This is a genomic window from Streptomyces sp. NWU339 (genome assembly GCF_003143855.1).
GTDB lineage: Bacteria > Actinomycetota > Actinomycetes > Streptomycetales > Streptomycetaceae > Streptomyces.
This window is the reverse complement of the sequence record NZ_QFRK01000004.1, coordinates 138,020-156,139: the sequence shown is the minus strand read 5'-3', so window position 1 is coordinate 156,139 and position 18,120 is coordinate 138,020. Positions and strand designations below refer to the sequence as shown.

Below are 18,120 nucleotides of genomic sequence, written 5' to 3'. Positions count from 1 at the left end.
TGGTGCCGTGGGCAGGGTCCGGACCGGCAGCGCTGCGTCGGCATCGTCCGCCGTCAAGCCGTTGCCGGGGGCGAAGAGGTGAGGCACATGGCCGGACTCCGGTCGGGCGAGGGCATTCTGCGCCGTAAACCCATCGAACACATCGAGGAGACGGAAGCCGGCGAGGGGCCGCGGCTGGAGCGGTCGCTGGGGCTGTGGCAACTGACCGCGATCGGTGTGGGCGGCATCATCGGCGCGGGCATCTTCACCCTCGCCGGCACGGTGGCCAACGGCACGGCGGGCCCCGCGGTGCTGGTCTCCTTCCTCATCGCGGGCGTGGCCAGCGCGGCGGCGGCCCTGTCGTACGCCGAGTTCGCGGGCCTGATCCCGAAGGCGGGTTCGGCCTACACCTACGGTTACGCGGTGCTCGGCGAGTTCGCCGGCTGGTTCATCGGCTGGGACCTGCTGCTCGAGTACACGGCGATCGTGGCGGTGGTCGCGATCGGCATCTCCGGCTACTTCAGCTTCCTGGTCGAGGACATGGGCGCGCACCTGCCCGCCTGGATGCTGGGCGCGCCCGGCACCGGTGCCGGGCACAAGGTGGATCTGTTCGCGGCGATCCTGTGCCTGCTCATCGCCTGGCTGCTGACCCTCGGCATCCGCAGCGCGGCCCGCTTCGAGACGATCGTGGTGGCGCTGAAGGTGGCGGTCGTGCTGGTGGTGATCCTGGTCGGTGTCTTCCACATCAACACCGCCAACTACCACCCGTTCTTCCCCTACGGGATCAGCGGGGCGTTCACGGGTGCGGCGACCGTGTTCTTCGCGGTCTTCGGCTACGACGCGATGTCGACGGCGGCCGAGGAGTCCAGGGACGCGCGGCGGCACATGCCGAAGGCGATCATCTACTCGCTGGCGATCGCGATGGTGCTGTACGTGGCAGCCTGTCTGGTGCTGACCGGTATGCAGAACTACAAGGACATCGACAAGGAGAGCGGCTTCTCGACCGCCTTCCAGTCGGTGGGGCTGAACCGGCTGGCGGACGTGATCGCGGTGGGCGCGATCATCGGCATCCTCACCGTGATGTTCACGTTCATGCTGGGTGTGACCCGGGTGTGGTTCTCCATGTCCCGGGACGGGCTGCTGCCCAAGTGGTTCGCGAAGACGCATCCCACGCGGCACGTGCCGACGCGCGTGACGTGGATCGTCGGGGTGGCGTCGGCCGCCATCGCCGGCTTCCTGCCGATCGCGGAGGCGGCCGAACTGACCAACATCGGCATCCTGCTGGCGTTCGTGGTGGTGTGCACGGCGGTGATCGTGCTGCGCTACCGGCAGCCGGACCTGCCACGCGGCTTCCGTACACCGTGGATGCCGTTCGTGCCGGCGCTGGGTGTGGTCTTCTCCCTCTGGCTGATCACGTTCCTGCAGTGGCAGACCTGGGTGCGGTTCGTCGTGTGGTTCCTGATCGGGTGCGGGATCTACTTCGGGTACTCGTACAAGCGCTCGGAGCTGGCCAAGCGCTAGGCCGGGCGCCGGCGGGACGGGCCGCCCCGTGCCCGGCTCCGGCAAGCGGGCACCGCGGCTCGCCGCGATCCGGAGTGCATCAGCGACCCCGTCCACGACGGCAAGACCCCCGACGGCCCCGTCGTGGTCGTCCCGGCCGCCGCCCGGGACGTCTTCGCCGACTCGCTCAAGGCGCGAGCGCGCATGCGGAAGGGGCGCTCCGTGAGTTCACGGGGCGCCCCTTCGTCGTACTGACGGACGTCAGGCCTGGGCCGGCTCCGGCTCCTTCGAAGCCTCCGGCTGCGCGGGCACACCCTTCTTCGCCGCCCGCTTCTTCGCGCGGCGCTCCTTGCGGAGTTCCAGCATCGTGTAGAGGGTCGGGACCAGGAGCAGGGTGAGCAGGGTCGACGTGATCAGGCCGCCGATGACCACCACCGCGAGCGGCTGGGCGATGAAGCCGCCCTCGCCGGTGACGCCGAGCGCCATCGGGAGCAGGGCGAAGATCGTCGCCAGGGCCGTCATCAGGATCGGGCGCAGCCGGTGACGACCGCCCTCCAGCACGGCCTCGACGACGCCGTAACCGCGGTCGCGGTACTGGTTGATCAGGTCGATCAGCACGATCGCGTTGGTCACCACGATGCCGATCAGCATCAGCATGCCGATCATCGCCGGGACGCCCATCGGGGTGCCGGTGACGAGCAGCAGGCCGAGCGCGCCGGTCGCCGCGAACGGGATGGACACCAGCAGGATCAGCGGCTGGGCGAGCGACCGGAAGGTGCCGACCAGCAGCATGAAGACGATCGCGATCGCGGCCAGCATCGCCAGGAGCAGGTTGGTGAAGGCCTCGTCCTGGTCGGCGGTCACACCGCCGATCTCGGCCGTCGCGCCCGCCGGGAGCGTCAGCGCGTTGATCTCGGTCTGGAGTTCCGCGCTGACCGCGCCGGTGTTGTCGCCGATCGGCCGGGCGGTGACGGTGGCCGAGCGCTGGCCGTCGATCCGGGTCATGGACACCGGGCCGTCCACCAGCTCGACGGTGGCGACGTCACCCAGCTTCACCGGGCCGAGCGGCAGCTTCTTCAGCTCGGCCAGGGTCGTGGCCGGCCGGTCCGAGCGGATGACGACGTCCCGCTCGGTGTCGTCCAGCACCACCTTGGCGGCCGGGGTGCCCCGTACCGCCTGGGCGACGACCGCGCCGAGCGTCTGGTCGTCGAAACCGGCCGCGGCGGCACGGGAGTCGGCCTTGACCGAGATGCGCGGCACGCTCTGCGCCAGGTCGCTGGTGACGTCGGTGACGTCGTCCAGGGAGGCCACGGCCTTCTGCACCTGGTCGGCCGCCTTGCGCAGCACCTGCGGGTCGGCCGCCTTGACGACGACGCTCAGGTCCTGGTTGCCGAAGCCGTCGCCGGCCGCGACGGTGGTGGTGCCGATGCCGTCGAGGCCGGCGAGGCCCTTCTCGAGGCTGTCCCGGACGTCCTCGTGGGAGGCGGAGTCCTCCAGCATCACCTGGTACGTCGCCCGGTTGGTGTCCGTACCGCCGCCGAAGGCCGCCATGAAGCCGGACGAGCCGATCGTGACCTGGTACTCCTTGACGCCCTCGGTCTCGCCGAGCAGCTTCTCGACCTTCTCGGCCTGGGCGTCGGTGGCCGCGAGGCTGGTGCCCGGCTCCAGCTCCTGACGGAGGGTGAGGACCTTCTGCTCGCCCTGGTCGAAGAAGTTGGTCTTGAGCAGCGGCGTCATGCCGAGCGTGGCGATCAGGACGACGACCGCGATGGCCAGGCTGGCCAGCCTGCGCCGGGTGGCGAAGCGCAGCACGGAGAGGTAGCCGCGCTGGAGGCGGCTCTTCGCCTCCTTCTCCTCGGCCAGCCGGCGGGCCTCCTCGGCGTCCTCGGGGGTGCCCTTCGGGGGCCGCAGGAACCAGTACGACAGGACGGGGACGACCGTCAGCGACACCAGCAGGGACGCCAGCAGCGCGGCGGTGACGGTGAGGCTGAAGGAGCCGAACAGCTCACCGACCATGCCGCCGACCAGGCCGATCGGCAGGAAGACGGCGACGGTGGTGAGCGTCGCGGAGGTGACCGCGCCGGCCACCTCGCGCACCGCCTTCATGATCGCCTCGTGGCGCTCCTCGCCGTAGCCGAGGTGCCGCTTGATGTTCTCCAGGACGACGATGGAGTCGTCCACGACCCGGCCGATCGCGATGGTCAGCGCGCCCAGGGTCAGCATGTTCAGCGACAGGTCGCGCGTCCACAGCACGATCAGGGCGAGGACCACGGAGAGCGGGATGGAGACCGCCGTGACCAGCGTCGAGCGGATCGACGTGAGGAAGACCAGGATCACCAGGACCGCGAAGACGAGGCCGAGCGCGCCCTCGGTGGTCAGGCCCTCGATGGCCTGGGACACCGCCGGGCCCTGGTCGCTGACGACGGTGAGCTCGGCGCCCGAGCCGAGGTCCTCGCGCAGGCCGGGCAGCAGGTCCTCGACGGCGTTCGAGATGGTGACCGCGCTGCCGTCGTGGTCCATGGTGACCACCACGGCGAGGCTGGGGCTGCCGTTGGTGCGGGTGAGGGAGTCGGCCGTGGCCTCCCGCTGTTCGACGTCGGCCACCGAACCGAGGCGGACCGGCTTGCCCTTACCGGACTCGCCGGTGACCATCAGGTCCTCGATCTGCTGGATCGAGGTGTAGCCGCCGCCCACCTGGACGGTGCGGTTGGCGCCGTCCTCGTCGAAGGAGCCGGCCGGGACGGTCGCGCCGCCCGCCTTCAGGGCCTGGAGCAGTGCCTGGGACGTGAGACCTGCCTTGGCCAGCTTCGCGTCGTCGGGGGTGACGGTGACCTGGAGGTCCCGTACGCCGTCCACCACGACCTGGCCGACACCGTCGATGTCCTTCAGCGCGGGCACCACGGTCCGGTCGAGTTGGTCGGCGAGGGCCTGCTGGTCCTTGTCGGAGGTGACGGCGAGGACCACGGTCGGCATGTCGTCGGTGGAACCGGCGACGACCTGCGGGTCCACGGTGTCGGGCAGCATCGCGCGGGCCCGGTTGACGGCCTGCTGGACGTCGGCGACGAGCTGCTCGGTGTCGTTGCCGAAGTCGAAGGACGCCATGATCACGGCGTTGCCCTCGCTGGCCTTCGAGGTGACGCCGGAGATGCCGTCGACGGCCTCCAGGTTGGCCTCGATGGGCTCGACGACCTGCTTCTCCACCACGTCGGGGGACGCGCCCTGGTACGGGGCCACCACGGAGACCATGGGCAGTTCGATGGTGGGCAGCAGTTGCTGCTTGAGCTGAGGGATCGCGATCGCCCCGAACACGAGCGCGATGATCGACATCAGTCCGATCAGCGCCCGTTGTGCGAGGCTGAATCTGGCCAGCCAGGACATGGGTTACGGGTCTCTCTTCTGTGAGCGGTCAGGGGTACGGGACGTACCTGGAGGGGGCAGGGGCGGGCGCGGAGGGGCGTCCGTTCTCCACACTGGGGCATCGGCGAGGGCCGATCCGTAGGCCCGAGGTCCTGTTCCTCGGACGGCGGCTACTCCCGCCGCAGTACGCGTGGCGGCGTTCACTCCACCCTCGGACGGACCAGCCCCGACTCGTAGGCGGTCACCACCAGCTGGGCCCGGTCGCGGGCGCCGAGCTTGGCCATGGCCCGGTTGACGTGGGTCTTCACGGTCAGCGGGCTGACCTCCAGGCGTTCGGCGATCTCGTCGTTCGAGTGGCCGCCGGCGACCAGGACCAGCACTTCGCGTTCCCGCACGGTCAGCGAGTCGAGCCGCTGCGCGCGGGCCGGGTCGCGGTCGGCGTCGTCGGCGGTGCCCTCCTGGGCGAGGAAGCGGGCGATCAGGCCTTTGGTGGCGGCCGGGGACAGCAGTGCCTCCCCCTCGGCGGCGATCCGGATGGCGTTCAGCAGCTCTCCGGGTTCGGAGCCCTTGCCGAGGAAGCCGGAGGCGCCGGCCCGCAGCGACCGCACCACGTAGTCGTCGACCTCGAAGGTCGTCAGTATGACCACGCGGACCCCGTCGAGTTCGGGGTCGGCGCTGATCAGGCGGGTGGCCGCGAGGCCGTCGGTGCCGGGCATCCGGATGTCCATAAGGACGACGTCGGCGCGCTGTTCACGGGCGAGGCGGACCGCCTCGGCGCCGTCGGACGCCTCGCCCACCACCTCCATGTCCGGCTCGGAGTCGACGAGCACGCGGAACGCGCTGCGCAGCAGCGCCTGGTCGTCGGCGAGCAGGACGCGGATCGTCATACGGGTTCCCCGGGGGGTGCTGGTCACGGGCCGTCCTGGGCTGTGGACGTGTGGGGCTCGACGGGCAGGATCGCATGGACGCGGAACCCGCCGCCGAAGCGGGGGCCGGTGGTGAGGGTGCCGCGCAGGGCGGTGACGCGTTCCCGCATGCCGAGCAGGCCGTGCCCGCCGCCGTGGCCGGTGCCCTGCCCGCCGTCACCGTGGCCGTCGGCGCCGGTGCCGTCGTCGAGGACGGTGATCTCGATGTGGGGGCCCACCCTGACGACGCTGACCTCCGCGTTCGCTTCGCTGCCGGCGTGTTTCTGGACGTTGGTGAGGGCCTCCTGGATGACCCGGTAGGCGGCCAGGTCGACGGCGGCGGGCAGCGCGGGGCCCTGGTCCTCGCGGGCGACCAGGACCCGCAGGCCGGCGCTGCGGAAGGTACCGGCGAGTTCGTCGAGGCGGTCCAGGCCGGAGGTGGGCTCGGTCGGTGCCTCGGGGTCGTCGGACTGACGCAGCAGGCCGACGGTGGCGCGCAGTTCGCCCAGCGCCGAGCGGCTGGCCTCCCGTACGTGGGCGAGGGCCTCCTTGGCCTGGTCGGGTCGCTTGTCCATGACGTGGGCGGCGACCCCGGCCTGGACGTTGACCAGGGCGATGTGGTGAGCGACCACGTCGTGCAGGTCGCGGGCGATGCGCAGGCGTTCCTCGGCGACGCGGCGGCGGGCCTCCTCCTCACGGGTGCGTTCGGCCCGCTCGGCGCGTTCCCGGATGGCCTGGACGAAGGCGCGGCGGCTGCGGACGGCGTCCCCGGCGGTGGCGCCGATCCCGGTCCAGGCGAGGAGCCCCAGGTTCTCCTGGGCGTACCACGGCAACGGGCCGGCGATCATGGCGGTGCCGGTGAGGACGGTCATGGTGAGCAGGCCGACCCGCCAGGTGGTGGGGCGGTCGGTGGCGGAGGCGACGGTGTAGAGCGCGACGACCACGCACATCGCGACGGGGGCTCGGGGGTCGCCGGTGACGGACTCGACCACGGAGGCGGCGCCGGTGAGGGCGAGGACCGCGCGGGGGGCCCGGCGTCGGAGGACCAGCGCGGCGGCGCCGAGGGCCATGAGGGCCAGACTGAGCGGATCGGGGGTGCGCAGCTCCCAGGTGACGCCGTGCGGGCCGTGCGGGTCCACGAAGGATCCTGCCACCATGCACACCAGGACGCCCGCGGCCAGGGCGGCGTCCAGGGCGAAGGGATGTGCGCGCAGCCGGCACCGGGCGCGCTGGATGGTGCTCACGACCGTTCACCGTACGGCGTCCCCGGCGCCGCCGTGACATCCGGTGCGGCGCCCGGTGCGCGGGCCGGTCGTGGACCGCCCGTGGGGGACCCGGCAGGCCCGGGTTTCACGGGCCCGGGTTTCACGGGCCCGGGATCAGTCCGTCGTCGCTGAGCAGCTCCCGGACCTCCTCGATGGTGGCGTCCGGGGAGGGCAGGATGAGGTCGGAGGGTTCCAGCGCGTCGTCCGGCAGCGGTTCGCCGAGCTCGTGGACCCTGGACAGCAGGGCGGTGAGGGTGCGGCGGAAACCGGGGCCGTCACCGGTCTCCATCTCGGTGAGGAGTTCCTCGTCCAGTTTGTTCAACTCGGCGAGGTGGCTCTCGGCCAGAGCCACCTGCCCCTCCCCCATGATCCGTACGATCATGTCGGCCTCCTGGGTCCCGGCGAGGACCTCGGTCGTCGGCACGGCTTCCCGTGCGGCGGTCACTGCTTGTCGAACCGCGGGGTGTCCTGCGGCTGCTGCTGGGCCTGGGACTGCTCGCTGCCGCCTTCGATGGCCTGCTGCGCGGCGGAGGGGCCTCCCGCCAGCTCGGCCTTCATGCGCTGCAGCTCCAGTTCCACGTCCGTACCGCCCGAGAGCCGGTCCAGCTCGGCCTGGATGTCGTCCTTGTGCATGCCGGACTGGTCGTCCAGGGCGCCGGAGGCGAGCAGCTCGTCGATGGCACCGGCCCGCGCCTGGAGCTGGGCGGTCTTGTCCTCGGCGCGCTGGATCGCCAGCCCGACGTCGCCCATCTCCTCGGAGATGCCGGAGAAGGCCTCGCCGATCCGGGTCTGCGCCTGCGCCGCCGTGTACGTGGCCTTGATGGTCTCCTTCTTCGTGCGGAAGGCGTCGACCTTGGCCTGGAGCCGCTGCGCAGCGAGGGTGAGCTTCTCCTCCTCGCCCTGGAGCGTGGCGTGCTGCGTCTCCAGATCGGTCACCTGCTGCTGGAGGGCGGCGCGACGGGAGAGCGCCTCGCGGGCCAGGTCCTCCCGGCCCAGCGCGAGCGCCTTGCGCCCCTGGTCCTCCAGCTTGCCCGACTGGGACTGGAGCTGGTTGAGCTGGAGCTCCAGGCGCTTGCGGCTGGTCGCCACGTCGGCGACACCGCGCCGGACCTTCTGGAGCAGCTCCAGCTGCTTCTGGTACGAGTAATCGAGGGTCTCGCGCGGATCCTCGGCCCGGTCAAGGGCCTTGTTCGCCTTCGCGCGGAAGATCATCCCCATACGCTTCATGACACCGCTCATGGGCTTCGCGCGCCCCCTTCTGACGGACTCCGGCTCACAGCTCTGCGACAGAACCCACAGTACGGGCCCTGCATCCATTACCGCACTGTTCGGGGACCGATGCGCTCATCCCCAAGGACGACTGAGTGGCCGCCCGCTCCGGCCCAGGGAGTAGGTGACCCCCGGGGCGGACGGGACAACACACCCCAAGACGTGCGCAACGCCCCCTCTGTCCTTCTACAGACGACTGGTGTTGCCGGATCGTTCCCCCCGGGACTGGGGTCCAACCCCACGGACCCCGTACCCTTGGGTTTTGTGTTCCGTAGCCGTGCCAAGGAAGAGAAGGCCCTCGCCGACAAGGCGGCGGTGACCGACTCCAAGCAGACCCGCCACCCGGAGGCCCCCAAGGGCCGCCCCACGCCCAAGCGCAGCGTGGCCCAGTCCCAGCGCCGCAGCGTGGCCAACACGTCGATGACGCGCAAGGAGGCCGCCAAGCGGCAGCGTGACGAGCGCCGCGCCGCGATGGAGCGTCAGCGCCAGGCGCTGGCCAGCGGCGACGAGCGTTACCTGCCCGCCCGTGACAAGGGGCCGGTGCGCCGTTTCGCGCGCGACTTCGTCGACTCGCGGTTCCACATCGCGGAGTACTTCCTGCCGATGGCCGTGGTCATCCTGGTGCTGAGCATGGTCCGGGTCCCCCAGCTGCAGAACATCGCGCTGCTGCTGTGGCTGCTCGTGATCGTGACGATCGTGCTCGACTCCATCGTGACCGGCTTCCGGCTGAGGAAGCGGCTGGTCGAGCGCTTCCCCGATGACAACCGGCGCGGCGCCGTCGCCTACGCCCTGATGCGTTCGCTCCAGATGCGCCGGCTGCGGCTGCCCAAGCCCCAGGTCAAGCGCGGAGAGCAGCCCTGAGCACCCTGCCGTTCGCCGAGGGCGAGGCGCCCTCGGCGAGCCCGGCGGCCGGTCCGGCACGGCCCGCGGTACCCGCGCAGGCCTCGCCGGTCGGGACCGGCGGACCGGGCGGGCCCGGTGGCCTGCGGGAGGTCGTACGGCTGGAGCTGGTCGCCCGCCAGCTGGAGGAGCAGATAGTGGGGCGGTTCCCGGTCGGGCGGCGGCTGCGCGTGCTCGACGTCGGCATGGGCCGGGGCTCACAGGCGCTGCGGCTGGCGCGGGCCGGTCACTCGGTGACCGGCCTCGAGCGGGACGCGGAGATGCTCGCCGCCGCACGTGCGGCGCTCGCCAGGGAACCGGAGGGCATCCGGGAGCGGATGCGGATCGTCGAGGGCGACGGCCGGGACACCGGTGTGCACTTCCTGCCGGGCAGCTTCGACGTGGTGCTCTGCCACGGCGTGCTCATGTACGTGGCGGAGCCGGACCCGCTGGTGGCGGGGCTGGCCCGGATGCTCGCCCCCGGTGGACTGCTGTCGCTGCTGGTGCGCAACGGTGACGCGCCCGCGATGCGGTCCGGCCTGCGCGGCGACTGGGCCGGCGCGCTGACCGCGTTCGACGCGACGTTCGACGCGACCTGCCACATGGACGAGGAGTCGGGGCTCGAGACACGGGCCGACCGGCTGGAGAAACTGACGGCGACACTCGCCGGGCTCGGGGCGCCGCTGCACACCTGGTACGGCGTGCGGGTCTTCACGGACGCGGCGGCCGACGGCACGCACGCCCCCGCCGGCGTCCCGGACGACCTGGCGACCCTCCTGGAGGTCGAGGAGCGGGCCGGGCGGACGGACCCCTACCGCGGGGTGGCGTCGCTGCTGCACCTGTGCGGCGTACGGGGCTGACGCCGGCGCGGAGTGGGCGAGGGCCGAGGCCCTCGCCCGTGAGTCCAGGCCTCAGGCCTCGGTGCTCGCCTGGTCCGCGTGGAGGCTCATCGGCCCGTAGATCTCCGTGGTGTCCTCCAGCAGCCGCACCTGGTCGGCGCCGCCCTCCAGCAGGGCCTTCCAGTTCTCCCCGATCCAGGACTCGGCGTCCCCCTGCGTGGTGAACTCCTCCGGCTGCACCGCGGGCTCGACCTGCGTCCCGTCGGCCTTCTCGAACCGCCACGTCCATGCCGCCATGTACGCCTCCGTGGGTGTCAGCACACTGCACAACAGGAGCCGGATCTTGGTCCGGCTCCTGCAAGAGCCTAGGCCAGGACATGGCGTCTGTGCGGTGGATCATGTGGGGTGGCTGCCCGGTCGGGCGCGCAGGAGCCGTGGGGACGGGTGAAAATCGGGTCCGTGGAACTCACTCTGCTCGGTACCGGTGCCCCGGCGGGGCTGCCCCGCCCCGACTGTCCCTGCGCCGCCTGCGCGTCCGCAGCCGGCCCGCACGCGCGCGCGGCGACCTCGCTGCTGGTGGACGGCTCGCTGCTGCTCGACCTCATGCCGGGCGTGGCGTTCGCGGCGGCCCGCGCGGGACACTCGCTCGGCGGCGTGCGCCAGGTGCTGCTCTCCCATCCGCACGACGGGCCCGCGGTCGAGGTGCCGGCCGGCCTGCCGCAGCCCGGCCGGGTGCCGGACGGGCGGGAGCTGGCGCTGCTGACCGGCCACAGGGTGCGGGCGGTGGCGCTGGACTCGCCGGGCACCGGGTACGCGGTGACCGGCCCGGACGGGCAGCGGCTGCTGTATCTGCCGCCGGGCGCGGCGCCGGCCGGTCTCGAGGAGCCGGCCGAACCGTACGCCATGGTGCTGCTGGACGTCGTGGGGCGCCCGGACGCGCTGGCGCGGTTGCGGGCGGTGGGCGCGGTCGGGCCGACGACGGACGTCGTCGCCGTGCACCTGGACCACGACGTGCCGCCCGGCGCGGAGACGCGCCGTCGGCTCGCGGCGGCCGGGGCGCGCGCCGTGCCGGACGGGACCACGCTGGAGGTGGGCGCCTACGAGGACGTCCCCGACCTGCCGCGGCGGACGCTGGTGCTGGGAGGGGCCCGGTCGGGCAAGTCGGTGGAGGCCGAGCGCCGGCTGGAGACGCTCCCGGAGGTGCTGTACGTGGCGACCGGCGGGTCCCGCAACGGGGACACCGAGTGGGCGGCCCGGGTGTCGGCCCATCAGGAGCGGCGGCCCGGGTCGTGGCGGACCGTCGAGACCTGCGATCTGGTGCCGCTGCTGGAGGACGACGGGCCGCCGCTGCTGGTGGACTGCCTGTCGCTGTGGCTGACGGACGCGATGGACTCCGTCGGGGCGTGGGACGACGCCCAGTGGGCCGACGGCGGGGAACGGTCGCTCAGGGAACGGGTGCGTGAACTGACGGACGCGGTGCGCGCGACCCGGCGGACCGTGGTCGCGGTGTCCAACGAGGTGGGCTCGGGCATCGTGCCCGCCACCGCGTCCGGCCGCCGTTACCGGGACGAACTCGGGCGGCTGAACGCGGCGTTCGCGCAGGAGTGCGAGCAGGTGCTGCTGGTGGTGGCGGGGCAGGCGCTGGTGCTGAAGGGGTGAGCGGGCGGGCCGGGTCAGCCCGTCGGCTTTCTCGCGATGATCCGGTACGCGTTGGCGAACGGGGTGTGCCGCAGCAGCGGGGCCAGCGCGAGGTCCGTGAGCGCCGCGGCGGCCACCACCGGGGCGCCCACGCGCAGCAGGGCGGTGCGCGCATGCCGCTGGAACGGGGTCGGCGGGATGGCGCGCCAGGGGGCGTCCGGGGCGGGCAGGGCGTGGGAGAGGGCCAGCGCGGTGGCACCGGCCAGGTCGTGCGGAACGTGCACCGCGCGGTGTCCGGAGCCGGATCCGAACGGGGCTCCGGACCTGGTGGTGACGATCTCGCAGCCGAGCCGCTCCAGTTCGGCGCGGAGGTTGCGCGGCGGGAGCAGGTGCAGTCGGCGGGGCTGGTCGTAGGAGAGCCACCACCGGCCGAACAGGGCGGCGAACGCGCTGCGGGGGTCCAGGGCCTCGATGAGCAGATGGCCGCCGGGGCGCAGGGCGTCGAGGGCGGCGTGGAGTTCCGCCCTCGGATCGGTGGTGTGTTCGAGGTGGTGCAGCATGCTGACCACGTCGTAGCGGCCCGCCACCCGGGCCCGCAGCCGTGGGGACGTCAGCGGGCCGATGTGGGCCTCCTCGACCCGGCCGAGGGCGCGGGCGCGTTCGACGCGCTGGGTGAGGTCGGTGCCGTCGAACGCGGTGTACGGGAACAACTCCCTTGCGGTGTCCGGGAAGCGGGCGTGGCCGGTGCCGACGTCCAGCCAGCTCTCCGGTTCGCCGAAGCGCAGCATCGTGCGGGCCGTGGCACGGCGGCGGCGCGGGGCGTCGCGCAGCGCGAGGACGGCGTCGGTGACGGCGTCCCGGGGGGCACCGCGCAGCACCCGCCGGTGGAAGGCGAGGCCCTCGGCGGTGAGGCGGGGGTTCTGGAAGGTGTGTCCGCAGTCCCGGCACGCGTCGACGGTGAACCGGCCCGGCCGGTGCCGCCGCAGGTCGCCGGTGCGCAGCCGGTTGCGCAGCCGTGCCGAGCCGCACCAGGGGCAGTCGGCGCGGCGCGGCTCGTGCACCCGCGCGGAGGCCTGCTGGGCAGGTACGACAACGGCGCCGGCGCCGGGCACGGCGGCCGACGGGGAGGCGATGGGTGCGTCGGGCACGGACATGGGCGGCTCCCGGTGGGTCGGGCGGGCAGGCGAGCGGGCGGAGGGACGCAGGGGCGGGCGAGCGGAACGTCGGCACGTGCGGATGACATTCCACTGCAAAACGTTACGGATCGGATGGCCGTCCGAGGCGTAACGACGTCGGGGTGGCGTCACCCGGCGGGCGGGGAATCCGCTACGGGACCTGGGACTCCGTGGTGTCCGAGCCGGGCCGGTACTGTTCGGCGAATGAGCTCGCTTAATCTCGACGACTTCACCGATCTGATCGAGCGTCCGGACGGCGGGGTGCGCCGTGACGCGGAGGCGCACCGCGAGCGCCGGGTCGTGCCGCCCGGGTCGCTGGGCCGCCTCGACGAACTGGGCGAGTGGCTGGCCGCCGCGCAGTCCGCGGTGCCGGTGCGGCCGGTCGAACGGCCGCGGGTCGTCCTCTTCGCCGGTGACCACAGGGTCGCCGAACTGGGCGTCTCGGCGCGGGCCGCGGGCAGCGCCGGGGAGCTGGTGCGCGAGGTGCTGGAGGGCGGCCGTCCGGTCTCCGTGCTGGCCCGGCGGCTCGGGGTGCCGGTGCGGGTGGTCGACATGGCCCTGGACTGCGATCCGGAGACCCTGCCCGAGGACGTCGTACGGCACAGGGTGCGGCGCGGCGGCGGGCGCATCGACATCGAGGACGCGCTGACCCTCGAGGAGGCCGAGGCGGCGTTCCGGGCCGGGGTCGCGGTGGCCGACGAGGAGGCCGACTCCGGTACGGATCTGGTGGTGCTCGGCGATGTGAGCGTGGGCGGCACCACCGCGGCGGGTGTGCTGGTGGGCGCGCTGTGCGGGACGGACGCGTCCGTGGTCACCGGGCGCGGCGGGCTGGCCATCGACGACCTGGCCTGGATGCGCAAGTGCGCGGCGATCCGCGACGCGCTGCGGCGGGCCCGGCCCGTGCTCGGCGACCAGTTGCAGCTGCTGGCGACGGTGGGCGGGGCCGATCTCACCGCGATGACGGGCTTCCTGCTGCAGGCCGCCGTGCGGAAGATGCCGGTCGTGCTCGACGGCGTCGTGACGGCGGCGTGCGCGCTGGTGGGGCAGCGGATCGCGTTCCGGGCGCCGGACTGGTGGCTGGCCGCGCACGACAGCGGGGAACCGGGGCAGGCGAAGGCACTGGACCGGATGGCGCTGGAGCCGCTCCTCGCCCACGGTGTCACCGTGGGCGAGGGCACGGGGGGCCTGCTGGCCCTCCCCCTGGTGCAGGCGGCGGCGGCGCTGGCGGCGGAGCTCCCGGAGAAGCCGGATAAGCCGGGGAAGCCGGAGTGACCCAGGGCGTCCGCCCTTTTCCTCGCCCCCGCCGCCCCTTCCCTCCCCCAAGCTCTCGGCTTCTCCCCCGAGTTCTCGGCTCCGCTCGAACAGGGGGGACCCCCATGAGCAGGGGGGACCCCCATCGTCCTCGGGGGGCGCTGCCCCTGTGACCCCGATGTGCGGGTCGGTGGGTGGTTGCTCGCGCGGTTCCCCGCGCCCCTTTCAGGGGCGGGGTGGGTCCGGTTTACCGCCGAGCCAGTCGTCGAAGGCCCGGCGGGGGCCGGACCAGCGGCGGTCGTGGCGGTAGGCCCGCAGGAGGGCCTTGGCTCGGGCGCGGTGCCTGTGCCGGTAGAAGCGTCTGGCCCACGGGGAGCCGGGGCGGGCCAGGCGCAGCGAGCCGACCAGGGCGACGAGGGGCACGATCACGCCGAAGACGGCGGTCCTGGCCTTGCCCTTGCTCAGAGCGATCAGGGAGAAGAGGAAGTTGACCGCCACGTTCAGGGCGACGCCCGCTCGGTCCTGGAGTTCGTCCGGGGAGACGTCGTTGACGCCGAACGGCGAGAACCCGGCCAGCAGCAGTCCGACCAGGGAGGCGGTGATGACGACCACCTCGACGCTCTGGCGGCCGGCCTCGGTCCAGTAGACGTCCTGGAGGTGCAGGATCAGCGCGAACTCGTCCAGGACCAGGCCGGCGCCGATACCGAAGACGACCGCGCCGATCGCCGCACCGAAGCCGTACCGGCCGCTCGCCACCGCGCCGAAGCCGCCGACGACGGTGAGGATCACGCCGGGCACGACGTGGTGGATGTGCACACCGCCCGCCTCGACGTTGCCGAAGGGGCCCTTGCCGGCCCGGATCAGCCGGGTGACGACCCGGGTGATCACGAAGGTGAGGACGAAGGCGGTGAGGGCGAGGAGCAGCGGCAGTTTGCCCGGTTCGATGATGTTCCGCTGCAACCAATGCCCCATGAGCGCACTTTATCCACGGCCGCCGGGGGCGCCCTGCTGACCGCCGGGTAATCTGCGCCGGTGCCCGCGCCCTTCCCGACCTCCCTGGCCGACGGCCTCCGCTTCGCCTTCGGCACCCTCACCGTGTTCCCCGTCGAGGTGACCCGCTGGGACCGCCCGGCCGCACGCGGCGGCATGCTGTGCGCCCCGCTGGCCGGACTGGCGGTCGGTGCCGTGGCCGCCGCCTGCGGACTGCTGCTGCTGTTCCTCGGGGCGGGCGCGCCGCTCGCCGCCGTCGCCACCGTCGCCGTGCCCGCCGCGCTCACGCGCGGGCTGCATCTCGACGGGCTCGCCGACGTCGCGGACGGGCTCGGCAGCGGAAAGCCGGCCGAGGACGCGCTGCGGATCATGAAGCAGTCGGACATCGGTCCGTTCGGCGTGCTCACCCTCGTCCTCGTGCTGCTGGCGCAGGTGGCCGCGCTGGCCCGGGCATACGGCGACTCCTGGACCCGGGGTGCGCTCGCCGTCGTGGTCGCGGCGGTCACGGCCCGGCTCGTCCTCACCCTCGCCGCCCGCGTCGGGGTGCCGCCCGCCCGGCCCGGGGGGCTGGGGGCCGCCGTCGCCGGGGCCGTCCCGCCTGCGGGTGCGGTGGGCGTCGCCCTCGCGGTGGCCGGGGCGGCGGCCGCCGGGGGCGCCCTGCTCGGGGCGGACGGTGTCGCCCGTGCCGTCCATGCCGTCCTTGCAGTACTGCTGTCCGTCGCGGCCGCGGAGCTGCTCCTGCGGCACTGCGTCCGCCGCTTCGGCGGGGTCACCGGCGACGTGTTCGGCTCGCTCGCGGAGACCGCGGCGACGACCGCGCTCGTCGTCGCGGCACTGGGCTGAGGGAACGGCGGTCCGCGCCTCTTCCCCCGGGCTCCCCGGACCCCGGGCCCGCGGCCGGGGCGGCCGTGCGGGCCGCGGGCAGCAGGGGAACCAGTGCCGGCACCGCGGCGAGCAGGCCGTCGTGCCGTCCAGCGGGTCGTCTCGTGCGCGTCCCACCGGGTGGCCTTTGAGGGCGCCGGGGCCCGGAAGGTGTCCGTCACGTCACCGAACGGTGAAGACCGCGCGAGGGAGCGCACGGGCAGACGCGCGTAGGCTCGTCCGCAGTGGGCGCCGTACCGGGGCAGGTCCCGCCGAGACCGTACCGCCAGGTCGTCGTTAGGGTCGGCGCCGGGCCCGGTCGACCCACGCTTTTCGGCCACAGCAACTTCACATCGGAAGCGAGAATTCACCACCGTGACTGCTCTCACTCTCAGCACCGCCGCGATCCCCGGCCTGAAGGCCGACGCGATCGTGATCGGTGTCGCCAAGGGCACTGCGTCCGGGGCCGGGGGCCTGGTCGTCGCACCGGGCGCCGAAGCCGTGGACAAGGCCTACGACGGCAGGCTCACCGGCGTCCTGGAGACCCTCGGCGCGTCCGGCGCCGAGGGTGAGGTGACGAAGCTCCCCGCGCCGGCCGGCTTCAAGACGCCGCTCCTGGTCGCGGTGGGCCTGGGCACCCAGCCCGAGAAGGACGCCGCTCCCGACCCCGAGGCACTGCGCAAGGCCGCCGGTGTGGCCGCCCGCGCCCTCACCGGGTCCAAGAAGGCCGCGTTCGCCCTCCCCCTGACCGACGCGGCCGACGCCGGCGCGGTCGCCGAGGGCGTGCTGCTCGGCGCCTACTCCTTCGACGCCTACAAGAACAAGGACCTCCCCAAGAACAAGGGCGACAAGGGCGAAGGCGGCAAGGACAAGAAGAAGGACGCGAAGGCGCCCCTCGCCGAGGCCGTGCTGCTCTGCGAAAAGCCCCGCGACAAGGCGTACAAGACGGCCGTGGAGCGCGCCACCACGGTGTCCGAGGAGCTCAACCGGGCCCGCGACCTGATCAACACCCCGCCCAACGACCTCGACCCCGAGGCGTTCGCCGCCGTCGCCCAGGCCGCGGCCAAGGAGCACGGCATCAAGGTGCAGGTGCTCGACGAGAAGGCGCTGGCCAAGGGCGGCCACGGCGGCATCCTCGGCGTCGGCGCCGGCTCGGCGTCGGGTCCGCGGCTGGTGAAGCTGTCGTACACCTCCGCCAAGGCGAAGAAGCACCTCGCCTTCGTCGGCAAGGGCATCACCTACGACTCGGGCGGCATCTCGCTGAAGCCGGCCGGGCACAACGAGACGATGAAGTGCGACATGAGCGGTGCCGCCGCCGTGTTCGCCGCGGTCGTCGCCGCCGCCCGCCTCGGTCTCGAGGTCAACGTCACCGGCTGGCTGGCCCTGGCCGAGAACATGCCCTCCGGTTCCGCCACCCGCCCGGGTGACGTGCTGCGCATGTACAGCGGCAAGACGGTGGAGGTGCTCAACACCGACGCCGAGGGCCGGCTCGTCCTCGCCGACGCGCTGTGGGCGGCCTCGGAGGAGAAGCCGGACGCGATCGTGGACGTCGCGACCCTGACCGGCGCGATGATGCTGGCACTGGGCAACCGCACGTTCGGGATCATGGCCAACGACGACGCCTTCCGTGCGGCGGTGCACGAGGCCGCCGAGGAGGTCGGCGAGCCCGCCTGGCCGATGCCGCTGCCGGAGCACCTGCGCAAGGGCATGGACTCGTCCACGGCCGACATCGCGAACATGGGCGAGCGGATGGGCGGCGGGCTCGTCGCCGGGCTCTTCCTGCGCGAGTTCGTCGGCGAGGGCATCACCTGGGCCCACCTCGACATCGCCGGTCCGGCCTTCAACGAGGGCAGCCCCTTCGGGTACACGCCCAAGGGCGGTACGGGCTCGGCGGTACGGACGCTGGTCCGCCTCGCCGAGCAGACGGCGGCCGGCGACCTGGGCTGAGCCGACCGGTCGCCGACCGGTCGTCAACCGGTCGCCGGCGGGGCCCCGTGCTCGGGTGGGACGGGGCCCCGCCGGCCGGCGCGTCATGCGGATCCGCCGCGGGTGTCGGCACGTGTGCCGGGGCACGTGGTCCCGGAAGTCCTCGCGCGTGTGACGGTCGGACGTTCGAACGTGGGACGTGTCACACCCCTGCCCCACGTCTCGTTCGGCTCGGACAAGTGCGAGGATAGGGCTCGGCAGGACAGGGCCCCACCGAAGGGCCGAA

At 73.0% G+C, this 18,120-nt stretch carries 15 protein-coding genes; 7 read left to right on the top strand and 8 right to left on the bottom strand.

Annotated features, from left to right (window positions below):
• Window positions 1–87 precede the first annotated feature (87 nt).
• Entirely contained in the window at window positions 88–1,500 is a 1,413-nt protein-coding gene (locus DIZ27_RS07165; RefSeq protein ID WP_109377459.1) for an amino acid permease, read from the top strand.
• Window positions 1,501–1,740: 240 nt separating this feature from the next.
• On the opposite strand, the gene DIZ27_RS07160 is transcribed toward DIZ27_RS07165, so the two are convergent.
• The 5 genes from DIZ27_RS07160 to DIZ27_RS07140 all read right to left on the bottom strand — a co-directional run bounded on the left by DIZ27_RS07160 (window position 1,741) and on the right by DIZ27_RS07140 (window position 8,245).
• Entirely contained in the window at window positions 1,741–4,857 is a 3,117-nt protein-coding gene (locus DIZ27_RS07160; RefSeq protein WP_109377458.1) for an efflux RND transporter permease subunit, read from the bottom strand.
• A 179-nt stretch (window positions 4,858–5,036) separates the two neighbouring features.
• Entirely contained in the window at window positions 5,037–5,723 is a 687-nt protein-coding gene (locus DIZ27_RS07155; RefSeq protein ID WP_109377457.1) for a response regulator transcription factor, read from the bottom strand.
• Window positions 5,724–5,746: 23 nt separating this feature from the next.
• Window positions 5,747–6,985, bottom strand: a complete 1,239-nt coding sequence (locus DIZ27_RS07150) for a sensor histidine kinase (RefSeq protein ID WP_109377456.1) — start codon at window positions 6,983–6,985, stop codon at window positions 5,747–5,749.
• 121 nt (window positions 6,986–7,106) lie between these two features.
• Window positions 7,107–7,388, bottom strand: coding sequence for a hypothetical protein (locus tag DIZ27_RS07145; RefSeq protein WP_109377634.1), 282 nt, complete (start codon window positions 7,386–7,388; stop codon window positions 7,107–7,109).
• A 59-nt stretch (window positions 7,389–7,447) separates the two neighbouring features.
• A complete protein-coding gene (locus DIZ27_RS07140; protein WP_109377455.1) occupies window positions 7,448–8,245 on the bottom strand; it encodes a PspA/IM30 family protein in 798 nt (265 codons plus the stop codon).
• A gap of 255 nt (window positions 8,246–8,500) precedes the next feature.
• On the opposite strand from DIZ27_RS07140, the gene DIZ27_RS07135 reads away from it, so the two are divergent.
• Window positions 8,501–9,136, top strand: a complete 636-nt coding sequence (locus tag DIZ27_RS07135) for a DUF3043 domain-containing protein (RefSeq protein WP_181383434.1) — start codon at window positions 8,501–8,503, stop codon at window positions 9,134–9,136.
• Window positions 9,137–9,282: 146 nt separating this feature from the next.
• Window positions 9,283–10,014, top strand: a complete 732-nt coding sequence (locus DIZ27_RS07130; protein ID WP_181383433.1) for a bifunctional 2-polyprenyl-6-hydroxyphenol methylase/3-demethylubiquinol 3-O-methyltransferase UbiG — start codon at window positions 9,283–9,285, stop codon at window positions 10,012–10,014.
• A 51-nt stretch (window positions 10,015–10,065) separates the two neighbouring features.
• Here the strand turns inward: DIZ27_RS07130 and DIZ27_RS07125 are convergent, their stop codons facing one another.
• On the bottom strand, window positions 10,066–10,290 hold the full coding sequence (locus DIZ27_RS07125) for a hypothetical protein (RefSeq protein ID WP_109377633.1): 225 nt from the start codon (window positions 10,288–10,290) through the stop codon (window positions 10,066–10,068).
• A 162-nt stretch (window positions 10,291–10,452) separates the two neighbouring features.
• Between DIZ27_RS07125 and DIZ27_RS07120 the strand changes: the two genes are divergently transcribed.
• Complete coding sequence (locus tag DIZ27_RS07120) at window positions 10,453–11,652, top strand: bifunctional adenosylcobinamide kinase/adenosylcobinamide-phosphate guanylyltransferase (RefSeq protein WP_109377452.1); 1,200 nt, start codon at window positions 10,453–10,455, stop codon at window positions 11,650–11,652.
• Window positions 11,653–11,666: 14 nt separating this feature from the next.
• On the opposite strand, the gene DIZ27_RS07115 is transcribed toward DIZ27_RS07120, so the two are convergent.
• On the bottom strand, window positions 11,667–12,785 hold the full coding sequence (locus tag DIZ27_RS07115) for a methyltransferase domain-containing protein (RefSeq protein ID WP_109377451.1): 1,119 nt from the start codon (window positions 12,783–12,785) through the stop codon (window positions 11,667–11,669).
• 225 nt (window positions 12,786–13,010) lie between these two features.
• Between DIZ27_RS07115 and cobT the strand changes: the two genes are divergently transcribed.
• Window positions 13,011–14,078, top strand: a complete 1,068-nt coding sequence (cobT, locus tag DIZ27_RS07110) for a nicotinate-nucleotide--dimethylbenzimidazole phosphoribosyltransferase (protein ID WP_109377450.1) — start codon at window positions 13,011–13,013, stop codon at window positions 14,076–14,078.
• A 204-nt stretch (window positions 14,079–14,282) separates the two neighbouring features.
• Here the strand turns inward: cobT and DIZ27_RS07105 are convergent, their stop codons facing one another.
• Entirely contained in the window at window positions 14,283–15,029 is a 747-nt protein-coding gene (locus DIZ27_RS07105; RefSeq protein WP_109377449.1) for a hypothetical protein, read from the bottom strand.
• Window positions 15,030–15,089: 60 nt separating this feature from the next.
• Between DIZ27_RS07105 and DIZ27_RS07100 the strand changes: the two genes are divergently transcribed.
• Window positions 15,090–15,890 (top strand): adenosylcobinamide-GDP ribazoletransferase, encoded by an 801-nt coding sequence (locus DIZ27_RS07100; protein ID WP_181383415.1) that lies wholly within the window; start codon window positions 15,090–15,092, stop codon window positions 15,888–15,890.
• A 393-nt stretch (window positions 15,891–16,283) separates the two neighbouring features.
• A complete protein-coding gene (locus tag DIZ27_RS07095) occupies window positions 16,284–17,855 on the top strand; it encodes a leucyl aminopeptidase (protein ID WP_109377448.1) in 1,572 nt (523 codons plus the stop codon).
• The last annotated feature ends 265 nt before the right edge of the window (window positions 17,856–18,120 follow it).